Origin of the sequence: Gimesia chilikensis (assembly GCF_007744075.1) — a bacterium.
Lineage (GTDB): Bacteria > Planctomycetota > Planctomycetia > Planctomycetales > Planctomycetaceae > Gimesia > Gimesia chilikensis_A.
The window spans coordinates 632,877-659,121 of record NZ_CP036266.1 but is presented as its reverse complement, the minus strand read 5'-3'; the positions used below and the strand labels follow the sequence as shown (position 1 = coordinate 659,121).

26 protein-coding genes are annotated in these 26,245 nt (G+C 52.7%); 5 read left to right on the top strand and 21 right to left on the bottom strand.

Annotated elements, in window-relative coordinates:
* Positions 1–7: 7 nt before the first annotated feature.
* The 3 genes from HG66A1_RS02615 to purM form a co-directional block, all read right to left on the bottom strand.
* Positions 8–1,252: a methyl-accepting chemotaxis protein gene (locus tag HG66A1_RS02615; RefSeq protein ID WP_145180568.1), complete on the bottom strand. Its 1,245-nt coding sequence runs from the start codon at positions 1,250–1,252 to the stop codon at positions 8–10.
* Between the two features lie 37 nt (positions 1,253–1,289).
* Positions 1,290–1,808 (bottom strand): PAS domain-containing protein, encoded by a 519-nt coding sequence (locus HG66A1_RS02610; protein WP_145180566.1) that lies wholly within the window; start codon positions 1,806–1,808, stop codon positions 1,290–1,292.
* Between the two features lie 426 nt (positions 1,809–2,234).
* Positions 2,235–3,311, bottom strand: a complete 1,077-nt coding sequence (purM, locus tag HG66A1_RS02605) for a phosphoribosylformylglycinamidine cyclo-ligase (protein WP_145180564.1) — start codon at positions 3,309–3,311, stop codon at positions 2,235–2,237.
* Between the two features lie 298 nt (positions 3,312–3,609).
* Here purM and HG66A1_RS02600 point away from each other — a divergent pair, with 298 nt between their 5' ends.
* Positions 3,610–4,482 (top strand): fumarylacetoacetate hydrolase family protein, encoded by an 873-nt coding sequence (locus tag HG66A1_RS02600; RefSeq protein ID WP_145180562.1) that lies wholly within the window; start codon positions 3,610–3,612, stop codon positions 4,480–4,482.
* A gap of 8 nt (positions 4,483–4,490) precedes the next feature.
* Here the strand turns inward: HG66A1_RS02600 and HG66A1_RS02595 are convergent, their stop codons facing one another.
* Positions 4,491–4,688 carry a cold-shock protein gene (locus HG66A1_RS02595; RefSeq protein ID WP_145036301.1) on the bottom strand — a complete coding sequence of 66 codons (198 nt, stop codon included), beginning with the start codon at positions 4,686–4,688 and terminating at the stop codon, positions 4,491–4,493.
* Positions 4,689–5,325: 637 nt separating this feature from the next.
* Here HG66A1_RS02595 and HG66A1_RS02590 point away from each other — a divergent pair.
* The 3 genes from HG66A1_RS02590 to bfr all read left to right on the top strand — a co-directional run bounded on the left by HG66A1_RS02590 (position 5,326) and on the right by bfr (position 7,319).
* Complete coding sequence (locus tag HG66A1_RS02590; RefSeq protein WP_145180560.1) at positions 5,326–5,568, top strand: hypothetical protein; 243 nt, start codon at positions 5,326–5,328, stop codon at positions 5,566–5,568.
* Positions 5,569–5,825: 257 nt separating this feature from the next.
* The gene (locus HG66A1_RS02585) at positions 5,826–6,641 is read left to right on the top strand and encodes a DUF1080 domain-containing protein (RefSeq protein ID WP_145180558.1); all 816 of its coding nucleotides are present in this window, start codon (positions 5,826–5,828) and stop codon (positions 6,639–6,641) included.
* Between the two features lie 207 nt (positions 6,642–6,848).
* Positions 6,849–7,319, top strand: coding sequence for a bacterioferritin (gene bfr / locus HG66A1_RS02580; protein WP_145180556.1), 471 nt, complete (start codon positions 6,849–6,851; stop codon positions 7,317–7,319).
* 5 nt (positions 7,320–7,324) lie between these two features.
* Here bfr and HG66A1_RS02575 read toward each other — a convergent pair whose 3' ends face one another.
* The 17 genes from HG66A1_RS02575 to HG66A1_RS02495 form a co-directional block, all read right to left on the bottom strand.
* Positions 7,325–7,612: a (2Fe-2S)-binding protein gene (locus tag HG66A1_RS02575; RefSeq protein WP_187781996.1), complete on the bottom strand. Its 288-nt coding sequence runs from the start codon at positions 7,610–7,612 to the stop codon at positions 7,325–7,327.
* Between the two features lie 396 nt (positions 7,613–8,008).
* Positions 8,009–8,722 (bottom strand): response regulator, encoded by a 714-nt coding sequence (locus HG66A1_RS02570; protein ID WP_145036290.1) that lies wholly within the window; start codon positions 8,720–8,722, stop codon positions 8,009–8,011.
* Positions 8,723–8,755: 33 nt separating this feature from the next.
* Positions 8,756–9,427, bottom strand: a complete 672-nt coding sequence (gene phoU / locus HG66A1_RS02565; RefSeq protein WP_145180552.1) for a phosphate signaling complex protein PhoU — start codon at positions 9,425–9,427, stop codon at positions 8,756–8,758.
* A gap of 4 nt (positions 9,428–9,431) precedes the next feature.
* A complete protein-coding gene (pstB, locus tag HG66A1_RS02560) occupies positions 9,432–10,322 on the bottom strand; it encodes a phosphate ABC transporter ATP-binding protein PstB (RefSeq protein WP_315851626.1) in 891 nt (296 codons plus the stop codon).
* Positions 10,323–10,416: 94 nt separating this feature from the next.
* On the bottom strand, positions 10,417–11,295 hold the full coding sequence (gene pstA, locus HG66A1_RS02555) for a phosphate ABC transporter permease PstA (protein ID WP_145180550.1): 879 nt from the start codon (positions 11,293–11,295) through the stop codon (positions 10,417–10,419).
* Positions 11,292–12,182: a phosphate ABC transporter permease subunit PstC gene (pstC, locus tag HG66A1_RS02550; protein ID WP_409999436.1), complete on the bottom strand. Its 891-nt coding sequence runs from the start codon at positions 12,180–12,182 to the stop codon at positions 11,292–11,294. Before pstC ends, pstA begins: the two co-directional genes overlap by 4 nt.
* Before the next feature lie 101 nt (positions 12,183–12,283).
* Entirely contained in the window at positions 12,284–13,288 is a 1,005-nt protein-coding gene (locus HG66A1_RS02545) for a PstS family phosphate ABC transporter substrate-binding protein (protein ID WP_145180548.1), read from the bottom strand.
* Between the two features lie 249 nt (positions 13,289–13,537).
* On the bottom strand, positions 13,538–15,316 hold the full coding sequence (gene pnpS, locus HG66A1_RS02540) for a two-component system histidine kinase PnpS (protein WP_145180546.1): 1,779 nt from the start codon (positions 15,314–15,316) through the stop codon (positions 13,538–13,540).
* Positions 15,317–15,572: 256 nt separating this feature from the next.
* Complete coding sequence (gene tuf, locus HG66A1_RS02535; protein ID WP_145180544.1) at positions 15,573–16,754, bottom strand: elongation factor Tu; 1,182 nt, start codon at positions 16,752–16,754, stop codon at positions 15,573–15,575.
* A gap of 471 nt (positions 16,755–17,225) precedes the next feature.
* The gene (locus tag HG66A1_RS02530) at positions 17,226–18,053 is read right to left on the bottom strand and encodes an ExeA family protein (protein WP_145180542.1); all 828 of its coding nucleotides are present in this window, start codon (positions 18,051–18,053) and stop codon (positions 17,226–17,228) included.
* Positions 18,054–18,109: 56 nt separating this feature from the next.
* Positions 18,110–18,712, bottom strand: a complete 603-nt coding sequence (locus HG66A1_RS02525; RefSeq protein ID WP_145180540.1) for a hypothetical protein — start codon at positions 18,710–18,712, stop codon at positions 18,110–18,112.
* Between the two features lie 302 nt (positions 18,713–19,014).
* Positions 19,015–19,818 (bottom strand): 4-hydroxy-tetrahydrodipicolinate reductase, encoded by an 804-nt coding sequence (dapB, locus tag HG66A1_RS02520; protein WP_145180539.1) that lies wholly within the window; start codon positions 19,816–19,818, stop codon positions 19,015–19,017.
* A gap of 146 nt (positions 19,819–19,964) precedes the next feature.
* Positions 19,965–21,125 (bottom strand): tRNA epoxyqueuosine(34) reductase QueG, encoded by a 1,161-nt coding sequence (gene queG / locus HG66A1_RS02515; RefSeq protein WP_145180537.1) that lies wholly within the window; start codon positions 21,123–21,125, stop codon positions 19,965–19,967.
* A 27-nt stretch (positions 21,126–21,152) separates the two neighbouring features.
* Positions 21,153–21,950 (bottom strand): phytanoyl-CoA dioxygenase family protein, encoded by a 798-nt coding sequence (locus tag HG66A1_RS02510; RefSeq protein WP_145180535.1) that lies wholly within the window; start codon positions 21,948–21,950, stop codon positions 21,153–21,155.
* Between the two features lie 204 nt (positions 21,951–22,154).
* The gene (locus HG66A1_RS02505; protein ID WP_145180533.1) at positions 22,155–23,342 is read right to left on the bottom strand and encodes a phosphoglycerate kinase; all 1,188 of its coding nucleotides are present in this window, start codon (positions 23,340–23,342) and stop codon (positions 22,155–22,157) included.
* Between the two features lie 142 nt (positions 23,343–23,484).
* Positions 23,485–24,045, bottom strand: a complete 561-nt coding sequence (frr, locus tag HG66A1_RS02500) for a ribosome recycling factor (protein ID WP_145036265.1) — start codon at positions 24,043–24,045, stop codon at positions 23,485–23,487.
* A 236-nt stretch (positions 24,046–24,281) separates the two neighbouring features.
* Positions 24,282–24,761: a CBS domain-containing protein gene (locus HG66A1_RS02495; RefSeq protein ID WP_145036263.1), complete on the bottom strand. Its 480-nt coding sequence runs from the start codon at positions 24,759–24,761 to the stop codon at positions 24,282–24,284.
* Positions 24,762–25,206: 445 nt separating this feature from the next.
* On the opposite strand from HG66A1_RS02495, the gene HG66A1_RS02490 reads away from it, so the two are divergent.
* Complete coding sequence (locus HG66A1_RS02490; protein ID WP_145180531.1) at positions 25,207–26,187, top strand: AAA family ATPase; 981 nt, start codon at positions 25,207–25,209, stop codon at positions 26,185–26,187.
* The last annotated feature ends 58 nt before the right edge of the window (positions 26,188–26,245 follow it).

Below are 26,245 nucleotides of genomic sequence, written 5' to 3'. Positions count from 1 at the left end.
GCCGTTTTCATTTCGATCGGATCGTCATCAGGAACTGATTGACGGCCGCATTCAGACTCTCAGACTGTCGGGCAATATCGTTGGCAGCACTGACCAGGTCACTCGTGGAGAGGAAGGTCTCCGAAGCCGTGGAGGAAACACGTTTGACGGTCTCCGATGTCGAAACCGTTTTGCCAGCGGCGTCTTTGACGTTTTGATGAATCGTCGCAATCGCCTGGCTTTGTTCGGAAATCGACGTCGAAATTGATTCGCTGATCTCGTCTACTTTACGGATCGTACTGCTCACGGTCGCAATATTCGTCACCGCGTCATGCACCACGTCCTGGATCTGGCGAATGTGCTCGGTAATATGATTGGTGGCCCGGGCGGTATCCTGTGCCAGGTTTTTCACTTCAGAAGCCACCACCGCAAACCCCGCTCCCGCCTCGCCGGCACGCGCCGCTTCGATCGTCGCATTCAATGCCAGCAGATTCGTCTGCTTCGCGATATCAGCGATCATCTTGGCGAAGGAACCGATGTCATTCGTCGCTTCCACCAGCCCAGACATGAATTCACGGGCATGCTCGCTCTCATTGACCGCCTGCTGCACCACCTCCGTAGACTGTTTGACCCGGTCGTCGATCTGCTGGATCGACTGATTCAACTGCACCGTCGAATCCGCCACCACATCGACATTCTGTGCGGTCTGGTCGATCGATTCGACGGCCATATTCGTTTCGAGAATCGCACGTTCCGTCACAGATTTCAATGACTGAACTGTGGCATGCAGCTGTGTAGCGGCTGCGGAAACAATCGTTGATATCCCCTGCACTTCCTGCTCGAATTCATCCGCCATCTCCAGACGTCTGGTTTCAGACTGTTGCAGTTCCTCTGCCTGGTACTTCATCTTTTCGCCCGCCTCGTTAATCACTTCAGAAGCATGACGGAAAGTACCCCGCATTCCTTTGAGCAATACTTTGCGGAAGAATTTCCCGTGAGCAGCGGCGTTCAATGAAGCCTTGGATTCGCGTACAAACGCATCCGTGTAATCCAGCAGCCCGTTAACCGAAACCAGCGCGCGTCCCAGATCACCGTCCGCATCGATATGGAGCAGGCGAACTTCCAGGTTCCCTGCCGCTGCAGACTCGCAAACATCCGCCAGCTGTTTGACCCAGCGGCGATAGTGTTCCAGTTCCGCGCGTTCCTCGTTTGTGAGGGGAGACGTGGAACGTTCTTCTCCAGTCGACTGTATGGCTGCTTCCAGTTTCAGCATGGGGTCCCTCCGGGGTCTCAATCTTCTGGCTTAAGAGTTACAGGGCAAAGACATACTCATCGTATTCCATCCCGACTGCATCCAGTTGAGACAGCAGTTCCACGGTTGCATTCTGCATCCCGGTTCGCCAGTCAGAGTTGGCTCCTTCAATCCGCTTCAACGACCGGTAAAGAGGAATCACTTTATCCAGTGCCTTGCGTTCGGGCACCCGGCGACTGGAGTGATAGCCACTGATCTGGCCGGACAGATTCCACGTAGGAGTAACATGGGCCAGTACCCAGTAATGGTCGCCGTTCTTACAAAGATTGACGACGTAAGCGAAGATCTCTTCACCCGCCTGGATCGTATCCCACAACAGCTTGAACACACAGCGCGGCATATCCGGATGACGGATCAGATTGTGAGGCTGCCCCAACAGTTCTTCCTCGGTGTAACCGGAGATCTCGATAAAGGTCTGATTCGCGTAAGTAATGTGTCCCTTGAGATCCGTCTTGCTGACGATAATCTCATGATCTGCAAATGTGCGTTCCTGACCGGTTGGAATCGGGCGTTCCATGTGTGCCTTCCCTGTGCAGCAAACTCAGTAGAGATTGTCCCCAATAGACAATCAACTGACGGCGGAGTACACCGCCTGGAGACGGGAGCGCGAACAGACGAGAGACCGGCACTGACCGGATCATCCAATCGGAGGTTCCCTGATATAGAACACAGTGCCATTTCTGGACACTCTGGTCATATATTCCTTTTCGAACCTCTGGCGTTCCGGAAATTACAAAAGAAACCAAACTATTGCGCGAGCCATTAAAAAAATTTGAGTCACACGCGCAAGGTCGGGGTCCTGATTCCCCCATTAAACATGCGACCACCCAAAAAAGCGGCATAGCCCTCCTGCTGACAGGGACTCTCGATCGTAACCGCTCAGATGTACCCTGAAACGCGCGCATGGCGATCGCGGTCTGGTGGGAAATTTGAAGCTTGAAAATCAGCTCAGTGTTACTTCTTTGTCGCCCTGAGTAACTTTCCCCAGAACGTGCGAAGGGATCTGGAGTGACTGCAGTTTTTCCTGCACGGCCTCTGCATGTTGTGCCCGGACGATGGCAACCAGGCCGATTCCCATATTGAAGACGCGGAACATTTCGGCTTCGTCAATATCCCCCAGCGACTGCAGCCAGTCAAAGACAGCAGGCACTTCCCAGGCAGATCGCTTGAGATCGATCCGGCGATTCTGAGGCAGAATTCGTTCCACGTTTTCCACCAGTCCGCCCCCGGTAATGTGGGCCAGGCCGCTGATCACAATCTTATCAGGAAAACTCTGGAAGATGGTGTTAATGGCGTCCGCGTAGATCCGGGTTGGCTCGAGCAGGATACTGGCGACCGTCCGTTGATTCAACTCCTCAATCTGATCGTTGACATCCAGGCCCGCCATTTCGAATACGACTTTACGGATCAGGCTGTAGCCGTTGGAATGGAAGCCGCTCGATTCGAGGCCCAGAACAACATCACCTGATTGAATCGCCTGACCGTCCAGCACCTGGTTGCGTTCGACAACGCCTACACAGAATCCGGCCATATCGAAATCCCCGTCACCGTACAGGTCGGGCATGATCGCGGTTTCTCCACCCAGCAGAGCCGCTTTTGAGAGCACACAACCTTTAGTGACGCCTTCCATCAATTCAACCAGCCGTTCGGGATCGTCTTTTCCGAGTGCGATGTAATCGAGAAAGAACAGTGGTTCGGCACCCAGGCAGAGACAGTCATTAACACACATCGCCACCAGGTCGATGCCGATCGTATTGTAGATTCCCGCCTGGATCGCGACTTTGATCTTAGTCCCTACCCCATCGGTCCCGGAGACCAGGACAGGATCTTCGTACTGCCGACCAGCGGGACCAGGTTGAGGATTATTCAGACGAAAGAGTCCTGCGAAACCGCCGGGGAGTTCCATCACCCTGGATTTCTGTGCGACATGAGTTTTTGCCAGAAGGGGAGTAATCGAGGACATGGCTTTCTGATAGAGATCCAGGTCAACGCCGGCATCTTTATAGGTCGCTTTGGCCATAATATTCAGTCGCTGTAGATAAGGAAGAGTTCAAAATCGCGTGTCAGATCTGATCCGTTCTGCAGAACAGACCCACTGCTCACAGCATAGCAATCCCCGCTGGATATGGAAATCATGCGTATCGGATATTTAAACCCCATAACTGGAAAACCCGGACCCGATGGGGATTCTTTCACATTTCTGCTTGAGATGATGCTGACGTTCACTACATCTCATCAGCGCAAGAGCATAAGATTTCCGACTGCTGAACAAGAGCTTTTGATGTTTCACAACCAGTCGTCGAAGGGAGTACTCGGGTATGAAGTTAGCCACTTTACACACAGAACAGGGTCCGACCGTTGTTTCAGTTACCGACCATGAGGGTCAGTTGACCTTCTACGATGTGCGTGCGTTCGACGACACACTGCCCCCCTCATTAAAGGGCGTGCTCAGCCTGGAAGACGGACTCGAACGTGCCTGTAAAGCTGCGAAACAGGCCGTGGAGGCCGACCGACAGATTACCGGTACGCTCTGCGCTCCGATTCCGCAACCGGGGAAAGTCATCTGCATCGGCCTGAACTATCGCGATCACGCCGAGGAAACAGGCATGGCCTTTCCCGATGAACCGGTTTGCTTCAGTAAATTCACGACTTCCGTCACAGGTCCCGATCAGCCGATTCGTATTCCGGAAGTGGCCAAAGAGGTAGACTACGAAGCCGAACTGGTCGTCGTCATCGGAAAGACATGTCGCAATGCGAACCTGGACAACGCACTTGAATACGTTGCCGGTTACATGAACGGACACGATGTCTCCGCACGCGACTGGCAGATCGGACGTCCGGGCGGACAATGGCTTTTAGGTAAAACACCAGACACCTTTGCACCGATCGGTCCCTATCTGGTCACCTCGGATGAAATCGAGGATGCAAACAACCTCTCCATTAAACTGACGTTGAATGGAGAGGTGATGCAGAATTCCTGTACCGATAAGTTTATCTTCACAATCGAAGAGATTGTGCAGTTCCTGTCTCAGTTTATGACACTGGAACCAGGCGATATTATCTTTACCGGGACGCCACCAGGAGTTGGCATGGCACGCAAGCCCCCCGTCTACCTAAAACCTGGAGACCAGGTTGATGTAGAGATTCAGGGACTGGGAGTACTACGCAATTCTGTGGAAGCGTGGAACTGATAGTAGAATTACTCAGATGTTGTTACGCGAACAGCTCGCAGACCGCGATCGCTTTTTTCGCTTTCGAATTCAACAGTCTGGCCTTCTACCAGTTGATCGAACGTGATTCCGTCCAGTGATGAGAGATGAAAAAAGATATCCTGTTGACCATCGTTGATGAAGCCAAAACCTTTTTCAGTAATTTTTTTGATTGTTCCAGTGGCCATGTAGCCCATCCTCTAACTTAAAAGTCTCTCGACAATAAAACGGAGTTTATTGTCACTCGTAATTGATCACCACTTCAAGAAAACACGTTCGTAAAATAGTGACGCACTGAAAAAAATACGCTCAGCGTATTATGACGCAAAAATAAGAACAGATATCAGCCCTGAGTAAACTGGACACTTACTTGAATAAGAATCAAATTCTCAGAACTGAGATTAGTGTGACAAACCCGGAACAAATTAGCAAACTGTTATATCAAAGTTTCTTATAAAAATTTTGATAATTCGAAAAACAGTTTCCCCCTAATTTTTGCCAGTTTTTTATGGATTAAATGAAATTAATCTTGACCTTTTTGTATTAATTTGGCAATCCGCCAGACGCTTCTCAGCGCACTCCTGAACCCTGCCAACGCCCCGCGATTTCGCTATAACCAGTAAACCGGTTGCAGTAAAGCCAGTTTCTCAGAGCCAGAAAAACCTCAGTTTCTCCCTATTCAAATTGAAAACTGATCTAAAGTTTCTCGATGGCGCTTGAAATCTGGGGGTGCTCATTTTTTAATGTTTCTAGACAGAATGTCTTCATTGACAGAATGCAAGTGACTCACTTTTTTTGAACAACGAAATCGGAAGGGACAACTCAATGTCTTTCACAAAACTGAGCCGACTGTTCGTCGTGCCCGCCACCATCAGCATGTCAATCTGGGCCGTTGGTTGCGGCAAGCCTGCTACCGAAGCTCCTGCACCTGCTGAAGAGCCCGCTGCTGAAGCTCCTGCAGGCGAAGCACCTGCTGGCGAAGCTCCTGCTCCTGAAGCTGGTTCCACCACCGGTGGCGCTGGTGCAGAAGTACCAGAAGGTGGCGAAGAGTCCAAGAAAGAAGGCTGATTCTCATCAGTCGGCCGACCACCAGGTCAGCCACAGGCCTCCGGCCTGATGTAAATTAAAGAAACGCCCGTTAATTCAACGGGCGTTTTTTCATTGTCTGAACACGATGCAACCCGCGAATCCAAATCACGGATTCTTTGATGCCAAAACGTGCTATTTAGCTCAGCATCACTTATAATAAATGCTTCTTCCCCCAGGGGAGACCTGCTGACTTTTGAATCCGACTCCATCGCACGACTGCCTGAAGGAATGAAACCGTGAAAACCGCATCTGCTCTCATTGCCGGTCTGTCTCTCTGCCTGACACTCTGCCTGCCTGCTACTCTCTCTGCTGAAGAGAAAGCAACTCAGGAAAAATGGATCCCCCTGTTCAACGGGAAGAACCTGGATGGCTGGACGGTCAAAATTCGGGGTTATGAACCAGGCGTCAATTATGCAGATACATTTCGGGTGAAGGACGGGTTACTCACCGTCGACTATGAGCACTACGATGCCTTCGATGAAAAATTCGGTCACATCTTCTACAAAGACTCCTTTTCCCACTACATCATCCGCGTGGAATATCGTTTCATCGGCGATCAGGTCAAAGGCGGACCGGGCTGGGCATTTCGTAACAGCGGTATCATGGTCCACGGCCAGAGCCCCGAAAGCATGTCCCTCGACCAGCGTTTTCCGGTTTCCATTGAAGTCCAGCTGCTGGGTGGGAAACCGACGGGCAAACGCAGCACGGCCAACCTCTGCACCCCGGGTACGAATGTCGTCATGGACAACAAACTCTTCATGCCCCACTGCATCGACTCCTCTTCCAAAACCTATCGGGGCGATCAGTGGGTGACCGTTGACGTCGAAGTCAAAGGCAACAAGATCATCAAACACGTCATTGATGGGGAAACCGTGCTGTCGTACACCAAGCCTCAGCTCGACCCCAAAGACGCCGATGCCCAGAAGCTGATCGAACAGGGCGCCCCAATCATGCTGGATAAAGGAACCATTTCCCTGCAGTCGGAAAGTCACCCGGTTCAGTTCCGGAAAGTGGAACTGCTCAATCTTGCCCCCGAAAACAGCAGTAATTGAGAACCGGTTTCAGAAATCTCCGCTGCGAACTCCACGAAGTCAGAGATCTCGTTTCAATCTATATAAATAGACATTTTTCGCCAGATTCACTCTGGTACAATTGGAGCCATTAACGAATACTACCGGTAGTCAAATATTATCAACAACATTTGCTCCCGCCCGGAATTCGGCAGGGGCAGGAAAGACAAGATTGAGAAAGCAGAACCAATGAAGGGTAGCCAGAAAGTAATCGACGCGTTAAACGATGGCCTGACAATCGAACTCACCGCCATCAACCTGTACTTCATCTCTTCCAAGATGTGCAAAGACTGGGGCTTTGACAAACTGGCCAAGCACTTCTACGACGAATCCATCGAAGAAATGAAACACGCCGAGCAGGTCATCGATCGCATCCTCTATCTGGATGGCGTTCCGGAAATCGCCCGCTACGACGTCATTCGCGTGGGTAAGACTGTTGAAGAACAGATCCAGAACAGCCTGGAACTGGAAACCAAAGGGGTCTCAACCTACAACGAAGCCATCGAACTCTGCCGACAGGAAAAAGACGCCGGCAGCCGGGAATTGATGGATCAGATGGTCGTCGAGTCAGAGGAAAGCATCGACTGGTGCGAATCACAGCTGGAACTGATCAAACAGGTCGGCATTCAGAACTACCTGGCCGAGCAGATTCGCGAATAGCAGGTTTAAACCGGCTGAGCGGCACACAGACAACGTCGCTTGGACTGTCCACAGTCATCACACAGCCCTGCCAGTAAGTCCTTAATGCGGCAATGGCAGGCTGTGCAGCCTTTTCCAGCTCCGCAACCGCGGGTTACTTCGTGGACGGTCTCTGCCTGGGTCTCAGTAATACACTGCTGGACCTGATCTGGAGTCACTTTCAGACAGTGGCAGAGAAAACGGCGGCGTGGTGCAACTTCAGGGGCCGGGGTGGCTCCCACACGCTCGATCTGGCTTCCGGTTACTGTAGACATCTTACACTTATACCCAGGCGTCTGTCGCATCCATGGTGGCAGACGCTTTTTTTACGTGGATAGTGATCTTGAAAAACCCGGAGTTCCTCAGGTAGGAAACGGTTGGAACCCCGATCTCAGGCTTGGACCTGGTGGAATGTCGATCATGAGACTCAGTCTCAACTAAGATAAGTATATCGACCTTCTTGAGACTGTCAACTACCGTTTCCGCAAGTTTTTGACAGTTCAGATAGAAAGAAATCCCGATTCATGTGCCATTCAGTACACTCAATCGGGCCATTTTCTCCCCTAACCCAGCCACAACAGGCACTTAAGTTCTGACATCCAATTGCAAAACAAAAACAGGCCTGCTCTCGCAGACCTGTTTAGTGTCGTTTCAGCCTTCTGCCAAACGATTTATGTCGTCTGTTTCTTAAATGCGGTGTCTGGATCACGGAATCGGTAACCAACTCCACGCACCGTTTCAATCAACTCCGCGTGCTTATCCAGTTTCTGACGCAGAGCCCGGATATGAACGTCAATCGTCCGCTCCAGCACCAGGGCATCGTCTCCCAGAGCCGCATCAATCAACTCAGAGCGGGAGAACACCCGACCCGGCTGACGAACCAGCGCTTCCAGCAGTTCGAATTCACTGCGGGTCAGTGAGATGGGCACATCGTCAATCATCACCCGGTGACGCCGGCGGTCGATCATAACTCCCTGGCTCACGATGGTATCAGAGGCTTCGCCATTGCTTTCACGTCGACGAAGCAGAGCCTTGATCCGCTCCAGCAGAATCTTGACGCTGAACGGCTTGGTCACGTAATCATCAGCCCCCAGCGTGAATCCGACGACCTGATCGGTCTCTTCAGATTTCGCGGTCAGCATCAGAATCAGCACATTACTGGTTACCGGGTCTGATCGCAGTCTGCGACAGACTTCCAGTCCGTCCATCTGAGGCAACATCAGGTCTAATATAATCAGGTCAGGCGTTTTCAACTGGGCCTGCCGTAACCCGTCCATCCCATCCAGGGCCACCACGGCATCGTACTTCTCCTGTCGCAGATTGTATGCGAGAACTTCAGAGAGAGAACGATCATCTTCAATCACAAGAATGCGTTTCTTTGACATGTCTTTTTCTTATAACACCTCTGTAAAAGCGGGTCAGGTGGAAAATGTTTCTTTGTGACGATGACGGACAATTTCGCCCTCGGTCAGGTAAATCACATCTTCCGCAATATTTGTAGTATGGTCGGCAATACGTTCAATGTGGCGCGCTGAAGAGAAAAAATGTAATGCCGGCTTAATCAGGCTCGGATCGGTCTGCATCAATCCGTAGATTTCATTGATGATCTCGCGGTTGTAACCGTCGACAATATCATCACGTTTACAGACCTCACGGGCCTTATCGGTATCGAAATCGATGAACGCGTCAATCGCGTCGCGTAACATCGAAACCGTAACTTTCGTCATGGGTTCCAGAGCAGCAGGAATATGGAAATTCGGATAATGCGACAATCCGATGGTCCGCTCAGCGATATTCACCGCCAGGTCGGCAATACGCTCCAGATCATTGTTAATCTTCAGCACCGTTGCCGTCTCGCGCAAATCGACGGCCACCGGCTGGTGCAGCGCCAGAATCTTCAGGCAGTCTTCCTCAATCTTCACTTCACTCTCGTTGATCGCCCGTTCCTGCTCAATCACTTCATTGGCCAGATCAACCTGAACTTCGTAAAGCGCGCGACTGGCTTTGGAAATCATCTCTTCCACCAGTGATGACTGGGTGATGATTTCCCGCTCCAGTGATTCCATATCACGCTGTAAATGTTTTGTCATTGGCTTATCCAAATCTGCCGGTAATGTAGTCTTCGGTCTGCTGTTTCTTGGGATTCGTGAAGAGCTCTTCCGTCGCTCCGGATTCGATCAGCAGCCCCTGATAGAAAAAGGCAGCCTGGTCGGACACACGAGCCGCCTGCTGCATGTTATGCGTAACGATCACAATCGTGTACTGTTCTTTGAGTTCGAAGATCAGGTCTTCGATACGTGCCGTTGAAGCCGGATCGAGTGCCGACGCCGGTTCATCCATCAACAGAATATCTGGATCGTTGGCCAGAGCACGGGCAATACATAACCGCTGCTGCTGACCACCCGACAGGTTCAATGCAGAATCGCTCAGGCGATCTTTGACTTCTTCCCACAAGGCCGACCGCTGCAGAGAACGCTCGACGATCTCGTACAGATCTTTCTTTTTACGAATACCTGCGATCTTGGGACCGAACGACACGTTATCGAAAATCGATTTCGGAAACGGAGTCGACTTCTGGAATACCATCCCGATCCGCTTCCGCAAGGTCACGATGTCTGTGCGGCTGGAATAAATATCCTGACCTTCCAGCAGGATCTCGCCTTCGACCCGGGTGCCTTCGATCATATCATTCATCCGGTTCAGACACCGGAGAAACGTCGACTTTCCACAGCCTGAGGGGCCAATGAATGCAGTCACGCACCGCTCAGGAATCGAAAGTGAAATATCAGTTAAAGCGCGGTTATCCGAATAATAAAACGACAGGTCACGCACGCTGATCTTTTCGGTAGCCTGCGCCAACTCATCGGCAGTCCGCATGCTTTTACCTTCAGGAATCGAAGGCCGCACGACAGGACCCTGTGAATGAGTGGAGGCTGCTTTATCAGGTGATTGCATATTATTTTTAACCGAGGGTGTTGAAGCCATAAATTGGTTATCCCCGCTGAATACTATTATAGATAATCGAAATCAAATATGTGCGGGAGAATTTCGTATTTTCCCGATCGCCAGGATCCCTCTCTTACCAGCGAATCTTTTTTCCGTATTTATGCCGCACGAACACCGCTACTGCATTCATGCTGACCAGTACGACCAGCAGTACTAAAATCCCGGCTGCCGCCAGATGATGAAACTCTTCCTGCGGCCGCGAGGTCCAGTTGAAAATCTGAATCGGCAGAGCCGTAAACTCATCCGATAATTTTTCCGGTACAAAGGGAACATAAGCCATTGCCCCGACAACCAGCAGGGGTGCCGCTTCTCCGAGTGCCCGTGAGAGGGACAGAATCACTCCTGTCATAATCCCCGGCAGGGAAGCCGGCAGCACCTGGTACCACACCGTCTGCCAGCGGGTCGCCCCCAGAGCATAAGCCGAACGTCGGATCGAATCCGGTACCGCCCGCAGCGCTTCCTGGGATGCCAGAATAATAATCGGTAATACAACCAGAGTCAGTGTCAATGCGCCGGACAGCACGCTCCGTTCAAAAGCCAACGCCCGGACGAACAGTCCCAACCCCAGAATTCCGTAAACAATGGAAGGCACACCGGCCAGATTCGCAATATTCAACTGAATCAATTTCCGCCAGCGACTGCGTGGAGCATACTCTTCCAGATAAACGGCAGCCCCTACTCCCAGCGGTACTGAAAACAGAGCCGTCAGACAGATCAGCCAGATGCTGCCCCACAGCGCTGTCTTGATACCGGCTTTTTCAGGGAACCGTGAAGGCAGGGACTCGATAAAGTCCCAGCTCAACCAGCTTTTGCCCTGCAGAATGATATTCCAGATCAAAACCAACAGCACCAGCACACAGGAAATCGTGGCCAGAAAACAGGCCACAGTGAACATCCCGTTAATGATACGCCCACGGCGTCTCTTTGTATAAATATCGAGTTTCGTGCTCATTCGTAGCGTTCTCCTACTCGGGAGAGAATATATTGAGCAATCACGTTCATCGTCATTGTTGTGACAAACAAGGCAAGGCCGACTGCAAAAATTGTACGGTACTCAATCGTGCCTGCAGGTGTATCTCCCAGACTCACTTGCACAATGTAAGCGGTCATGGTCTGAATACTTTCCAGGGGATTCAGGGTCAGCTTGGGTGTCGCCCCTGCTGCCAGAGTCACCGCCATTGTTTCACCGATTGCACGGGAGATGGCCAGCAGGAAACTGGCAATAATCCCCGACATCGCAGCCGGCAGGACCACCCGTACGGTCACTTCAAATTTGTTTGCTCCCAGTGCAGAAGCTGCTGCCCGCAATGAAATCGGGACCGACTGCAGAATATCTTCACTCAGAGAAATGATCATCGGCAGGATCATGATCCCCACCACGACACAGGCACTGGCAGCATTGAATACGCCGGCACTGGGAAAAATCTGGCGGATGATCGGAGACACAAACACAATTGCCATAAATCCATAAACGACCGATGGGATACCGGCCAGGATTTCCAGGATTGGTTTCACGATGTCGCGGAAGCGGGGAGACGCATACTCACTCAGGTAAATTGCCGTCCCCAGACCAATCGGAACCGCCACAAGCGCGGAACCGCCGGCGACCAGCATCGTCCCACAGAGCAGAGGCAGAATCCCGAAGTGCTGTGGCTTAAGCAACGGCGTCCATTCAGTCCCCGTCAGAAACTCCAGCACAGGCACATCGTAGAAGAACTTAACCGATTCGTACAGCAGAATGATCACAATGCCTACGGTCACCAGCACTGAAATGCTGGCGCAGATAAACAGCGAGAAGTGTACCAGGCCCTCATACACAGGACGCAGACGGTTCCACAGACCACTCGCACTTTCAAGAGACGCAGGGCGAGGCAGCCCAACGACCGCTGCCTCACCCCCGTTTACTTCAACTGGTTGTTCTGCGTCAGAACGTTCGTTTGTCACTTCGACAAAGCTCCATTAAAGGTTTCCATGTTCTTCTTCTGAACTTCTTCGGAGACGGGCACATATCCCACGTCTTTCGACAGAGCTGCAGCGTTTTCCATGTAGAATTTGACGAAGGCAACTACTTCAGGTCGCTCCAGAGCAGACTTCCGCACATAGATGAACAGCGGGCGGGACAGTGGCTCATAAGTGTTGTTCCGCACGGTTTCCAGAGAAGGTTTGACACAACCTTTGCCGCCATCAACAGCCAGCAGCTTCAGTTTGTCTTTGTTTTCGTCGTAGTATGCATAGCCGAAGTAACCCAGGGCATCTGCGTCTTCGGAGACACCGGTCACCAGCACGTTATCGTCTTCACTGGCAGTGTAGTCAGCCCGGCTGGCCTTGGATTCACCAACGATTGCTTCGGTGAAGTAATCGAAAGTACCCGAGTCAGTTCCCGGACCGTACAGCTTGATGTCTTTGGCAGGCCACTTGGGATCCAGGTCTTTCCACTGCTTAACGCCACTTTCCGGACGCCACAGTTCTTTGAGCTGACCGACGGTCAGGCAGTCGCACCAGTCGTTCTTAGGGTTCACGATCACAGCCAGACCGTCAAACGCAACTGACAGTTCGATGAACTCGATTCCCTGTTCTTTACAGGCGTTGGCTTCTTTTTCTTTCATCGCCCGAGATGCATCGCAGATATCAACTTCGCCAGCGATGAATTTCTTCATTCCACCACCGGTACCGGAGACACCAACTGTCACACGAATCTTAGGCTGCACTGCACGAAACTCTTCGGCAACCGCTTCACTCACGGGATACACGGTGCTGGAGCCATCAATTTTCACACTGCCTTCCAGCTTCTCGCCACCCTCAGCAGGTGCTTCGGCTCCCGGCTCAGATCCAGCCTGCTTGGCTGCCGGGCCGTCGCTGTTCCCGTTGCATCCAACGCCAATCAGGGAAACGCCAATGGCCAGACACAGCAGCCCCCATACTTTCCCCTTGTTTGTCGTGATCATCGTGTGTGTTTCTCCCAAATGCGATATGGTTAAATAAGATGGTTCTTCGCTTTGATTCAGAGACCACACCGCCGTTCAGAGCGAACGGGCACCTGTAGCCTCTCTCAGACGCGTGTAACCATACCCGCAATTTGTTAAGACTATATTAAGAAACCGTGAAGTACTTAATCTTTCCGGAACAACTCAACCACCGGAAATGCGCATCCTAACACAGGAATTACACAGCACTTACCACACTCAACCCCGATCTCAGCCACGGGGGAGACGGACAGAAAACGTCGTTCCTGTCCCGACCTTACTGGTCACACCAATCGTACCATTAAACGATTGTACAAGATGCTTCACAATGGAGAGCCCCAGCCCGGTTCCACCCAGCTCACGCGAACGCGCTTTGTCGACCCGGAAGAACCGCTCGAATAGACGGGCCAGATGCTTCTCCTCAATCCCGATCCCGGTATCCTGCACCTGCAGTAACACCATGTTACCTTCATCACGCTGCCAGCGAATCGTAATCGTTCCCTGCTCCGGCGTGTACTTGATCGCGTTGTTGATCAGGTTCCCCAGGATCTGGTGCAAGCCTTCTTCGTCAGCTTTGACCCGCAAACCGGGCTCCTGCTCTTCGATAATCAGTTCAATCTGCTTTGACTCCGCCACAGTCTGTTGATCTACCAGGCAGGACTCAACAAACGGACGCAGCTCGATACTGATAATATCGAAGACCTGATTTCCTGATTCGATACTCGCCAGGCTGATCAAGTCGAGAATCAGCTGGTGCAGACGGTCTGCCTGTTCTTCGATCCGCATCAGAAAGGTTTTGCTGATCTCCGGATCATCCATCGCGCCACGGATCAGGGTCTCCGTATACGCCTTGATGGAACTCAAAGGCGTCTTCAATTCATGTGAGACATTCGCAACAAACTCCTGACGCAATGATTCCAACCGCCGTAACTCGGTCATATCAAACAACACGATCACCAGACCCGGACAGGGAGTGCCGGGCAGCGGAGTCGTGGTCACCCCCAGAATCCGATCGCTGGTACTCTCGAGTTCGACTTCCATCCGCTGGGGTTCCAGGGTTTTTAACACCTCTGTCACCGCCTTTTGCAGCTGATGATTTCGTACCGATTCAAACAGCGGCTTACCCTGTGCCTCTTCCGGCGAGAAAAACAACAACCGCCCCGCCGACTCGTTGGCAAACAGCACATGCTGTCGTTCATTGGTCGCGATTACGCCCTCGACCATACCCTCCAGCACGGTACTCAGACGATCACCGCTCGCCTGCAGCTGACGCACGCGTTCGGCCATTTCCTTGCTCATATGATTAAAGGACTGGGCCAGGATTCCCAGCTCATCATGCTGGGGGAAATACAGTTTCTGATCGTAATCCCCATTGGCAATCGACTCGGCTGCATTGGTCAGAATCGTCAGGGGACGGATCATGCGAGCGACCACCCAATAGGTAATCAACATCACGGTAAAGCTGACCAGTAGCGCAATACTCCAGATCAGCTTCTCAATCGACGCGATCTCCAGCTGAATTTTGGACATCGTGATCGAAACACGCACCACCCCCTTAGGCTCGCCATCATGCCGGTACAAGAGCGCATAATACTTCATGGGCTCACTCAGTGTCGGACTTCTCCGTTCGGAAGTCCCCGAACCCGTGGCCAGCGCTTTGATGACTTCCACCCGGTTTTTGTGGTTTTCCATGTCGCGGACCAGCTGCAGTGAACTCTGATCCGAATCGGCAATCACGACCCCGTCCATGTCGATCAGCGTAATCCGCGTGCCGGTTTCTGCCCCCAGCTTCTCAACTTTGATCTGCAGCTGCTCAGAGAATCCTCTGTCGAAGACCCCCTCCATGCTGCTCCGCATGATCACCGCTGAGTCATGCAGACGCTGCTGCACCTGGTCTTCCACCTGGGTTTTCTGGCGTCCCGAAACAATCAACACGAATACAATCGCGGAAGCAATATTCAGACCGGCATAAACCAGGAACAGTTTCCAGAACAGACGCGAAGACCACATTCAGACATTTACCTTGTTGACGGTCCGTGCAGGGAATCGATTCAGACCGCTTTTAAGCTGGCCTGTATTACTCCCACACGCAACGAGATTTCCCTATCGGGTTGAAATGAATTGGCCTATTGTGAACCCGACCCCCTGTATTTCGCAAGGGCTGTCCCCCATTTTCACGCAGACTAAAACAGAACACGGCCACGAACAGCACTGCTGCTCCAGTAAAATGCCCCTGATCCACCAAGGCAGACCAGGGGCACCCACATCAGGCAATCACGCGTGTGACCACTCCCGAACCGACCGTTTTGCTGCCTTCGCGTATCGCAAACCGGTCCCCCTCAGCCAGCGCGATCGGCTGGTTGAGCATCACGTTCAGTGTCACACCATCACCGGGCATGGCCAGATCTGCCTGGCCTTCCACCCGTGCGGTTCCCGTGACGTTCGTCGTACGAAAGAAAAACTGGGGCGTATAGCCATCAAAAAAAGGCGTATGCCGTCCCCCTTCTTCCTTTTTCAAAACATAAACTTCCGCCTCGAAGTTTCGATACGGCGTCACGGTGCCAACTGCTGCCAGCACCTGACCCCGCGAAACTTCTGAGTAGTTCGTCTTTCTCAACAGGCAACCCACGTTGTCGCCGGCATAGCCCGTGTCGACCAGTGCGTTGAACGACTCCACCGAAGTCACAACATCAGTGCGCGTATCTTCACACAGACCGACAATCTCGACCGCATCGCCGGGACGGATTTGTCCCTGTTCAATCTTACCCGTCACCACAGACCCGCGGCCCATGATGCTGAACACGTTTTCGACCGACATCAGAAACGGCCTGTCAGTCAGCCTCTGCGGATCCGGCACGTAGGTGTCGAGCGTCTCCAGCAGTTCGTGGATACACCGGGAGGCGTCCGGATCATCCGGACGTGCATCGGCCAGTTTCGCGGAACCGTAGATAAAGGGAACTTCATCTCCAGTAAAGCCATAATGCGTCAGCATTTCCCGCAGCTCCAGCTCTACCAGTTCGATCAGCTCCGGATCATCCACCAGATCACACTTGTTAAGAAACACGACCAGGTACGGAACACCCACCTGCCGCGCCAGCAGAATGTGCTCGCGTGTCTGGGGCATCGGACCGTCGGCGGCAGAGACCAGCAGCACCGCACCATCCATCTGAGCTGCACCGGAAATCATGTTCTTGATGTAATCCGCGTGTCCCGGACAGTCGATGTGCGCGTACGTCCGCTTGTCCGTTTCGTACTTCACATGCGACGCCAGGATCGTCACAGTCTTGTTTTTATCGCGTTCGATACCGCCGCGGGCGATCTCCTGGTACGACTTGACGCGCGCCAGACCACGCTGTGCCTGCACCTTCAAAATCGCAGCCGTCAGCGTTGTCTTTCCATGATCGATATGACCGATCGTTCCCACATTCACATGAACTTTATGAACCATTGCTCATAGCCTCCTTTCTCAAGAGGAGTGTGTCACATCTGCCGGCCAGCTGAAGAGGTGAGCAGCCTCAGCAGCCTTTTTGTGCCCGTGCAGCGCCAGATCGGCTGATGCAACGAAAAAATGCGAGCCTCGCCCCAACTGGGGCATACCAATAAAAAAAGCCCGTCCGATCAAAGAATCGGACGGGCTTGAATTCATTCAATGTCGACGTTCACACTTCACACACCGACCCCGTCCCGTCAGATTCTGACGAGCTGCTCGATGAACTCTCGCTGGAGAAGAAGTGAAACATGGTTTTTCCCTGTACGAATTAATGGGGTAGCATTACCCGTTGGGAAGCAGACACCAAAGCACGGGAGCAGGTTCACAAAAAAACGCGCTGCCCTCAGAAACAGGTCAGCGCGTAACTTAATCGATATACTCAACTGTAGATGATACTACGTTAAATAGAATTATTCCGCTGAATGAGTATCAGTCTGGAATGGAGGTTACGAGTTCTTCTGAAACCGCTTCCAGAACGTCTGACGTAATCAGCGGCAGTTCGTCGGCATAACCGACCAGCAGCCCCAGATCACACAAACGATTGATCTTCCGCGGATTCCCCTGCGTCAGTTCGAACAACGTCTGGAATGCAGATGCTTCGAACACCGGTTCGGTCCGACCGGCGACCTGCAGTCGATGCTCAACGTACCGTTGTGTCTCTTCCGCAGAAAACGGTCTGAGCAGACAACGGACCGAAATGCGGTCATCCAGCTGAGCGGAACGTTGCAGGTGACTCAGCAACAACCGGTCTCCTACCAGCAACAGCGTGAAGTCGACATCGGAGGTCTGCTGAAAATTGAGCAACTGATGCAGCGTCTCGAAAATTCGCTGATCTGCAATCAGATGTGCTTCATCAATCACGATCACAGGCTGTGCCCCCTGATCACAAAGCAACTGTAACTGCCGATGCAGGGCGCGGATGATGCGATCCTTACCGGTCACTCCCGGCTCGATGCCCGCCTCTTCCGCCCCTAACTCAACCGCGAGATATGAAATCAACTCGACAGGTGAAAGCTGGGGAAAGACCAGTTGTACGAACGGCTGATGCCGCTCTGCAAGCTGACTTTTCAGCACGTGGCACAGGTAGGATTTCCCGCTGCCCGGGTTTCCGACCAGCAGGCCGGCTCCCTTGCGGTTCTCCACCAGGTATTGCAACTTCAGCAGTCCGGCCTGATGCGGGTGGCTCTCATAAAAATACCCAGCGTCCATCTTTTCTTCGAAAGGGCCGCTCTGCAGATTCCAGTAACTCTGATACATCGACTCTGATTCCCGCGAATGGTTGAAAGGTCTGAGACTTCCGTTTAATTGTTCTCTTAATAATTTCTGGAAGGAACAGCTGCGCTGCGCACTGTCGGCAGCTCGAGCTCTTCAATTTCTCCAGTCAGCCAGGCAGCCCCGGAGCTGCTTGCATTCTGCGTACCCCCGGACTGCCTGTTACTCGACACATAAATGGGATGCGCTCCAGAAACCTGCTCGACGCGTCCACTCGTCTGCTGATCTCCATAATCGCGCCCCAACGCATGATAGACTCCCGAACCGGTCTCTCCGCTGCCTGCTGCCTGCTCCACAGAAACCGTCTGTACTTCCCCCATGGCTCCTTCCACATCGGCAACCGCTTCCTGCAGCGGCAGCTCCGCATCCAGACCAAATTCCATCGACAGTTCATCCCCGCTTCCCAGATCCGGTGCCAGCGACTCGGCATCGGAAAGCAGCTTATCTTCCACAGAAGGCTCTTCCAGTGAACCGAAGAAGGAGATCAGTGCCATCATTGAACAGACACTGGCGATCAAACCGACGAAGACTTTAGCCGTCTGGTTCCAGCGAACACCAAAGCGAGATTGGCGTTCGGTTTGAGAGGAATCTCGTGAAATGAGACTCAGAACGCTTTTGAATTTGAGAGACTTCAGCCAGCTCATGACTCGATCCTTCGAGACGGGACTCTGTTTTGACAGCAGATCAGAATTCAATCCCTGAATTCCGGTTAGACAGGACACGGTGTCCGTTCTCCCCCTCAATCTGTTCTGTCGAGAGGCAGTCAGCGCTCTTTTTGTATCGGTTACCGGGTGTATCACTCTTGATCATTTCACAGACTTGGTAAAAGGGGCAGACTTACCAAAATAAACCGGTGATACCTGTCGCTGAGAACAAAAACTGCCGGCACCATCGCATAGTACCGGCAGTTTTAGATTTGCAACATAACTTACTGACAGGCCGAGATTTAGTTCAGGCCCAGCACGTCCGCCATTGTATACAGACCCGCCTTCTGGGTTGTCAGATATTTGGCCGCCATCAGGGCGCCATAAACATAACTGTCACGGGTATGGCCGCGGACTGTGAGGTCAATCGTCTCACCCATCATGCCGAAGACAATTGTATGCTCACCCACATTGTCGCCGGTCCGCAACGCGTGATAGCCGATTTCACAAACCGGACGTGGTCCCGGACGTCCTTCGCGTCCGTGAACGTGTTCGGTCTGCCCCATCTCGTCGGCAATGATTTCACCAAAGTGCAATGCGGTCCCACTGGGTGCATCTTCCTTAAACCGGTGATGCCGCTCAATGATTTCTACGTCCACGCCACTGGGAGTATTCTTCAGCGAATGGGCGGCTTCCCGCACCAGCTTCATCATCAGATTCACAGCCACACTCATATTGGGGGCCAGAATCAGGGGAGTGGTCTGTGAAGCCGTCAGCACTTCGTTTCGCTGTTCCGGCGTCAATCCCGTGGTAGCAGCAACCAGCGGAATCTGCCGTTCAGCACAGACTCCGGCGATTTTCACCAGTCCGGCTGGCAGGGAGAAGTCGATGATCACATCCACGCGGTCGGTCAACTCAGACGTAATGTTCAGGCCAACAGGACCGATGCCGGCAACTTCACCCACGTCTTTCCCCAGGGCAGGAGAAGACTCCGATTCCAGGGCAGCCCCCAGTTTCAGATCCGGATCCTGATATACGAGCACAGCCACCCGCTGTCCCATCCGACCGCTGGCACCATTGACTCCGACAAGAGGTTGATCGCCCATCTCACTGCTCCCATTCACAATAACGTTCTGATATTCGAACCAAAGATTTTTTGTTGGCTTAACTCTGTTGCAGATCGTAATACACGCACTGTCACTTTTCCATCAGAGCCCGCCACTTTCTCCCCGCATTTTCCAGTTTATTCGCCTCAACTCACCAGCCTGCTGAGTGTCTGCTTGAGTTCCTCAATCACATCTGTTTCAATCTCAATTTCCAGGCGGGCCTGCAGCGTCTCCACAGTGGTCGGAGCTCCCAGTCGCCCCAGCGCCCAGGCCGCGGCCCCTCGAATCAGCGGCTCATCATCATTGAGTACTCCCAACAATGCCGGCACTGCACTCTGATCTCCCCGGTTCCCCAGTACGATGGCTGCATTCCGGAGCAACCCCGCCCGACGGGCCCGCGACATCGGCGTACTCTGGAACCGCTCCTGAAATGCAGCTTCGTCCAGTGTCAGCAGTTCGCAGGCATCGACGGGAGTAAACGTTTCGACCGGCTGAAATGCTGGCTCTCCGCTGATCGGTGCCTTCCGATTCCAGGGACAGACTTCCTGGCACACATCGCAGCCAAACATCCAGTCCTGCATTCCCGTTCGTAATTCTGCAGGGATCGGCTGATCTCGCAGCTCGATCGTCAGATACGAAATACACTTCCGCGCATCCAGCGTCCCTGCTTCTACGAACGCATCGGTCGGACAGGCCTCCAGGCACCGTGTACAGGTGCCACAATGGCTTGTTTGTTGCGGTTCGTCATATTCCAGCTCATCACTCAGCAGCAACCCCGCTAGAAAAAACCAGCTTCCCTCCCGTTTGTTGAGCAGCAGCGTGTTCTTTCCAATCCAGCCCAGTCCTGCCAACTGAGCGAAGTCCCGCTCCAGCAGCGGCGCAGTATCGACAACGCCTCGTGTTTCACAATCGGGATACTGCTCGCGAATCAAGCGCGACAGCTGCTTTAGTTTCTTGCGAATCACCTTGTGATAGTCGGTCGTCCCCCAGGCATAACGCGAAACCCGCGCCTCAGTTCCCGTCACCTCGGGCGGCGTTTCCGTCTGATAATTCAACGTCAGCATCAGCACACTCCGCACGGAACTCATCACATAGCGTGGATGTTCATAAGCCTCTTTACGACGTTCGAGATAGCTCATCTCTCCCGCGTATCCCTGGTTCAGCCAGTCCAGAAAGCTGTGATAACCAGTGGGCGTGACCGCTGGCGCAATTCCAGCCAGATCAAAGCCGACCTCGCGCGCCAGTCGCTTGATCAGCTCACTCTGCTGACTCAGCGAATTTCCTGTGGTTTCGGCACCCTTACCCATTCTGCTCCCACAATTCGACGTCACTCATCACAGCGATGAATCTGCCTGTATCTGTTCCCACTGGGCATGACCGATTTTCAACACGTCCGCATCATCCCTCTTCGTCAGCGGTGTGTACTGAGGGTGTCGCGACTCCTTATATGGATCGTTGTGCTTCGTGTTGTAGCAGCAGATGAACCCCCACCGCGGATGGTCGCTTTTATTCTGATCTGAACGGTGCAGCAGATTGGAGTGAAAGAAGATCGCCGATCCCGGTTCCAGCGTGCAGTACACGAGTTCAAACCGCTCGCAGGCCGCCGCCACACGCTCCGGATCTGCGCCAGTCTGGTCACCCACCTTGCCATGATTCATCCGCCCCATCAGATGGCTCCCTTTGAGCACCTGCAGGCAACCGTTCTCCTGGGTCGCCCGGTCGACAGCAATCATACAGCTGGCCATATCCGGAAACAGGCAACCATTGTTGTACCAGTATCCATAATCCTGATGCCATGCCCAGGCACCACCCACTTTCGCTTCTTTCTGGATCATCTTATGGTGGTAATGGTAGACTTCATCACCGAGCAGTTCTTCCATCCGATCCACAACCCGGTGACCGGCGGCAATCGCACCATAGATGTCTTCGCCGACTTCGTTCTCCACGCTCAGTTTGACCGCGCCCCCTTCTCCGTCAGCCCGGCTGAAAGTCGCCTGCTGCATCGCCAGGTCTGCCCGACCAATCTGCCCCAGTAGCGCTACTTCTTCCTCACTGAATAACGATTCCACGACCACAAAACCGTCTCGCTGAAACCGCTCGATTTCTTCACTTGAGAATAACGACGTCACCATTTGCCTCACTCCCCATTCACTACTGCTAATGAGAGCTATTGAAATAACACCAGAGTTTTACGGGTGGCACAAACAGAACCCGCCACATCCTTTATTCTACCGCCTCGCTACCCGGGTTGCGAGTAGATCATTGCCAAACAAAAAGACACAGTCCCTCACGTGAAGGACTGTGTCTGAGAAACTCGATTATTCAGCGGGATTCAATCAGGCTTCATCCAGCAGATTCACAGCTGCAAATTCCTGACCTTCCAGCATCGCCAGGCTGGCACCACCGCCGGTACTCACATGCGAGACCTGATCGGCAAAACCGAGCTGCTGGATCGCGGCGGCACTGTCGCCACCACCAATGATGCTGGTCGCATCGCTGTCTGCGATCGCCTGGGCAACCGCTTTGGTTCCTTCATCGAACGGCGGCATTTCGAACACACCCATCGGTCCGTTCCAGACCACTGTTTTAGCGGACTTGACTGTCTCAGCAAATAGTTTCGCCGATTCCGGGCCGATGTCCAGTCCCTCAAAACCATCGGGGATTTCACCGGCTTTCACAACCTGCTTGTTGCAGTTGCTGCTAAAGTCGTCGCCACAGTGTGTGTCGACCGGCAGCATTAGTTTGTCGCCCCCTTTGGCGATCAGCTCTTTGGCCAGTTCGACCTTGTCCTTCTCTACCAGGCTGTCACCAACCTGGCCCCCCTGCGCCAAAGCAAAGGTGTAAGCCATTGCCCCGCCGATCAGCACCTTATCACAAATGCCCAGCAGGTTGTTGATCACGTTGATCTTGTCAGAGACTTTCGCTCCCCCCAGAATCGCCACGAACGGACGCTGTGGATTCGCAATCGCATCGGACAGGTATTGAATTTCCTTCGATACCAGGAAACCAACGACTTTCGGCTTACCGTCCATGGCTTCCGGAACTGCGACCATCGAAGCATCGGTCCGGTGGCAGGTACCAAAAGCGTCGTTGCAGTAGATATCAGCGAACGCTGCCAGCGCACCTGCGAAAGCGGCATCCCCTTTTTTCTCACCATCGTTGAACCGCAGGTTCTCCAGGATCAGTACCTGGCCATCTTCCAGGGCAGCGACTTTCGCCTTCGCATCGTCGCCAACCGTATCCGTCGCAAAGGCGACGTCCTGATCCAGCAGCTTACCCAGGCAGGCAGCGGTTGGCTTGAGGCTGAATTTCGCATCACCGGCATCCCCCTTGGGACGTCCCAGGTGACTCATCAGAATCAGGCGACCGCCACGATCGATAACCGACTTGATCGAAGGCAGAGCCATCCGCACCCGGCGATCATCGGTAATATTCAGATCGTCATCCAGCGGAACGTTAAAATCCACACGCATCAATACGGTCTTACCCGCTACGTCTACGTTTTCAATTGTTTTCTTTGCCATGGAAACTTGAACCTGTCTCTTTGATTACAGAGGTTAAGATAGAATGTGACTGTATTGAACCCGTCCGAAAAACGACGAATTCCTGATTATACTGGCGGGAGCACTTTAAGTTGCGAGCGCGGGCTACTGAAAGACCGACGGACTACTCGTCCATCACGTCTTTTTCTTTCGCATCCGCCATGCTGTTGACTTTACCTTCGAACTTCTTGGTCAGTTCCTGGATCTGATCCTTGGTATCGTCCCGTTCGTCTTCCCCCATCACTTTGTCTTTTTCGGACTGGTCAGCATGCTTGTTTGCATCCCGGCGGATGTTGCGGATCGAAATCCGGGCTTCTTCAGCCAGCTCTTTCACGCGGGAGACCAACTGTCGACGACGCTCCGTCGAAAGCGGGGGAATGTTTAACCGCACCACGCGGCCATCGGTATTCGGTGCCAGTCCCATATCGCTGGCCTGGATCGCTTTGGCAATCTCTCCCACCATCTGGGCATCGAAGGGGCGAATCAGAATCTGCTGCGGCTCGGGAACGCTCACGTTCGCCATCTGCTTCAACGGAGTCGGTGAACCGTAGTAATCCACGCGGATCGAATCCACCAGACCGGGGGTGGCCCGCCCCGTACGAATCCCCTGCAGCTGACCTTGAAATACGTGAACCGCTTTGTCCATTCTCTCTTCCGCGTCGAGTAAAATTTCTGCCTGGTCCATGCTGCAAGTCCTTCGAATAGTTAGCTTTATCTGAATAGAATCGATGTCTGACTGGATACCGCTCGCCCCACTGACCGGAAATGTTCAGTCTGTCAGCAACGCGAACTGGCCCGATTTTAGTTGACCAGCTCTGAAAATCAAACCGTCAGGAACGAGAAAAACCAGCTGAAACAGGTTCAGCTGGTTTTTCTCAGGCAAGACTCACTCTTCTATTTTACTCTGCAACAGGAGACCGATCAGGCAATCGGCGACTCTTCCCGGTTCATAATACCACTCAGATACAACAGGTTTTTCTCCTGAGGCAGATTGGTCTTGAACTGCAGATGTTTCAATTCCGCTTTCAAGAGATCACGGCGACTGATCTGGCCAACCAGGCAGTTTCCATCGCGGACGACCGGCAGACGACGTGTCGGCGTGCTCTGAAAAATCTGCGCGATGGTCAACAGATCCGTGTCTTCCGTGATACACCGCGGTTCCGTATCGATAAACGGAAAGATCTGAGTTGAAGGCAACTGCTCATAGCTGGCTTTAATCAGCACATCCATGCAGCACCGTTCTGAAAAGACACCCAGTAATCTGCGTTCTGAATCCAATACGGGTGCACCGGAAATCCGATGATTTAACAGCTTCCCGATTGCTTCATGTACATCCATGTCCGGAGTTAAGGTGATTAACTTCGTGACCATGATGTCTTTCGCGAGTACAGGCTTATCCATAGCTTTTCCCCCTTCTAAATTGGCGATTTTAGAGACCAGGTCAGTGAGTCACACAATAAACAGTGACAGGAAATGACTTCAGAACGAGGTGATCAGTGTGAACTCAATATAGAAATGAAATAACGCCTGGCACGTTATTCATAATCGAATGTGGAAAACTTTTATATTTTACCAACCACTTTTTGATTACTCAAAATCTTTTCCGCTAATCACGTATCCGTACATGTGATCTGACCAGCGTTATCTTTCACAATTTCAACGACTTAACGATTTCTGCAAAAAATGATTCCTGCGCCTTTTACACCAATTTCTCCCCCATCCTGGAAGTCGAGACCTGACAGATACGCTCCGGGACGCTTATAATCAGGCTTCGCCTACTCAACTTTAGAATCTCCTGCACCGGCGGTGTTTCACAGCCCCTGGTCAGACAATAGAAATCAGGGCAATGTCACAACACGTGGAAATCGATGGTGTCGGACTGCATCTGGGACGGCCGGACCAGACCGTCAGCGACTGGATCGGACAACATGAAGCACTCAAGCAGTTGCTCGCCTGCTGGCTGGTAATCGACGAAAAAGATATGCCACTCACACCGCGACTGGTGGGCACCCCCGGTATCGGAAAAACTTCGCTGGCCATCGCAGGCGCACGCACACGCGAGCAGGAACTCTACATCTATCAATGTACTGCAGACACACGACCTGAAGATCTGCTGGTCACCCCGGTACTCGCCGAAAGTGGGAAAATCAAGTATCACGCCTCTCCACTCGTCAGCGCCATGATTCGTGGCGGCATCTGTGTGCTCGATGAAGGCAACCGCATGAATGAAAAATCATGGGCCAGCCTCGCGCCACTGCTCGATCATCGGCGCTACATCGAATCCATTGTCGCCGGCGTCACAATCCCCGCACATCCCGATTTCCGTTGTGCGGTCACCATGAACGAGGATGAGTCTACCTTCGAAATCCCCGACTATATCCTCAGTCGTCTGCAGCCCAGCATCACTCTCGAACATCCGAACCGCGAAGATGAGAAGATGATCCTGCACTATCATCTCCCCTTCGCCGATGAGCATATGCTCGACCTGACCGTCGACTTCCTGCAGCAGTCACACAGCCTGAAACTCGATTTCTCAACCCGTGACGGCATCAACGTGCTGCGACTGGCACTCAAACGTGCCGCTCAGGATAAAGAACACCCCCTCAGCAAAGATACCATCTGGCTCGAGTCCCTGAAGAGCTGCCTGGGTGATGATGCCCTCGACCTCGAATCTCTCTCAGAAAAGCGTCAGCAGAACCTGGGTGGCAACATGATGCCGATGGGACTGGGAGACTTCTTCTTCTCCCCGGATAACCCCCTGCACCCGGACCGGGATGATGACGATTTTGAAGACTTCGAGGATGACGAAGACGACGACAACTATTAAATCGTCACAGAAGTCCGCAAAGTACTCGCGCGTCGACTCAGATCATTAGCACCGATCG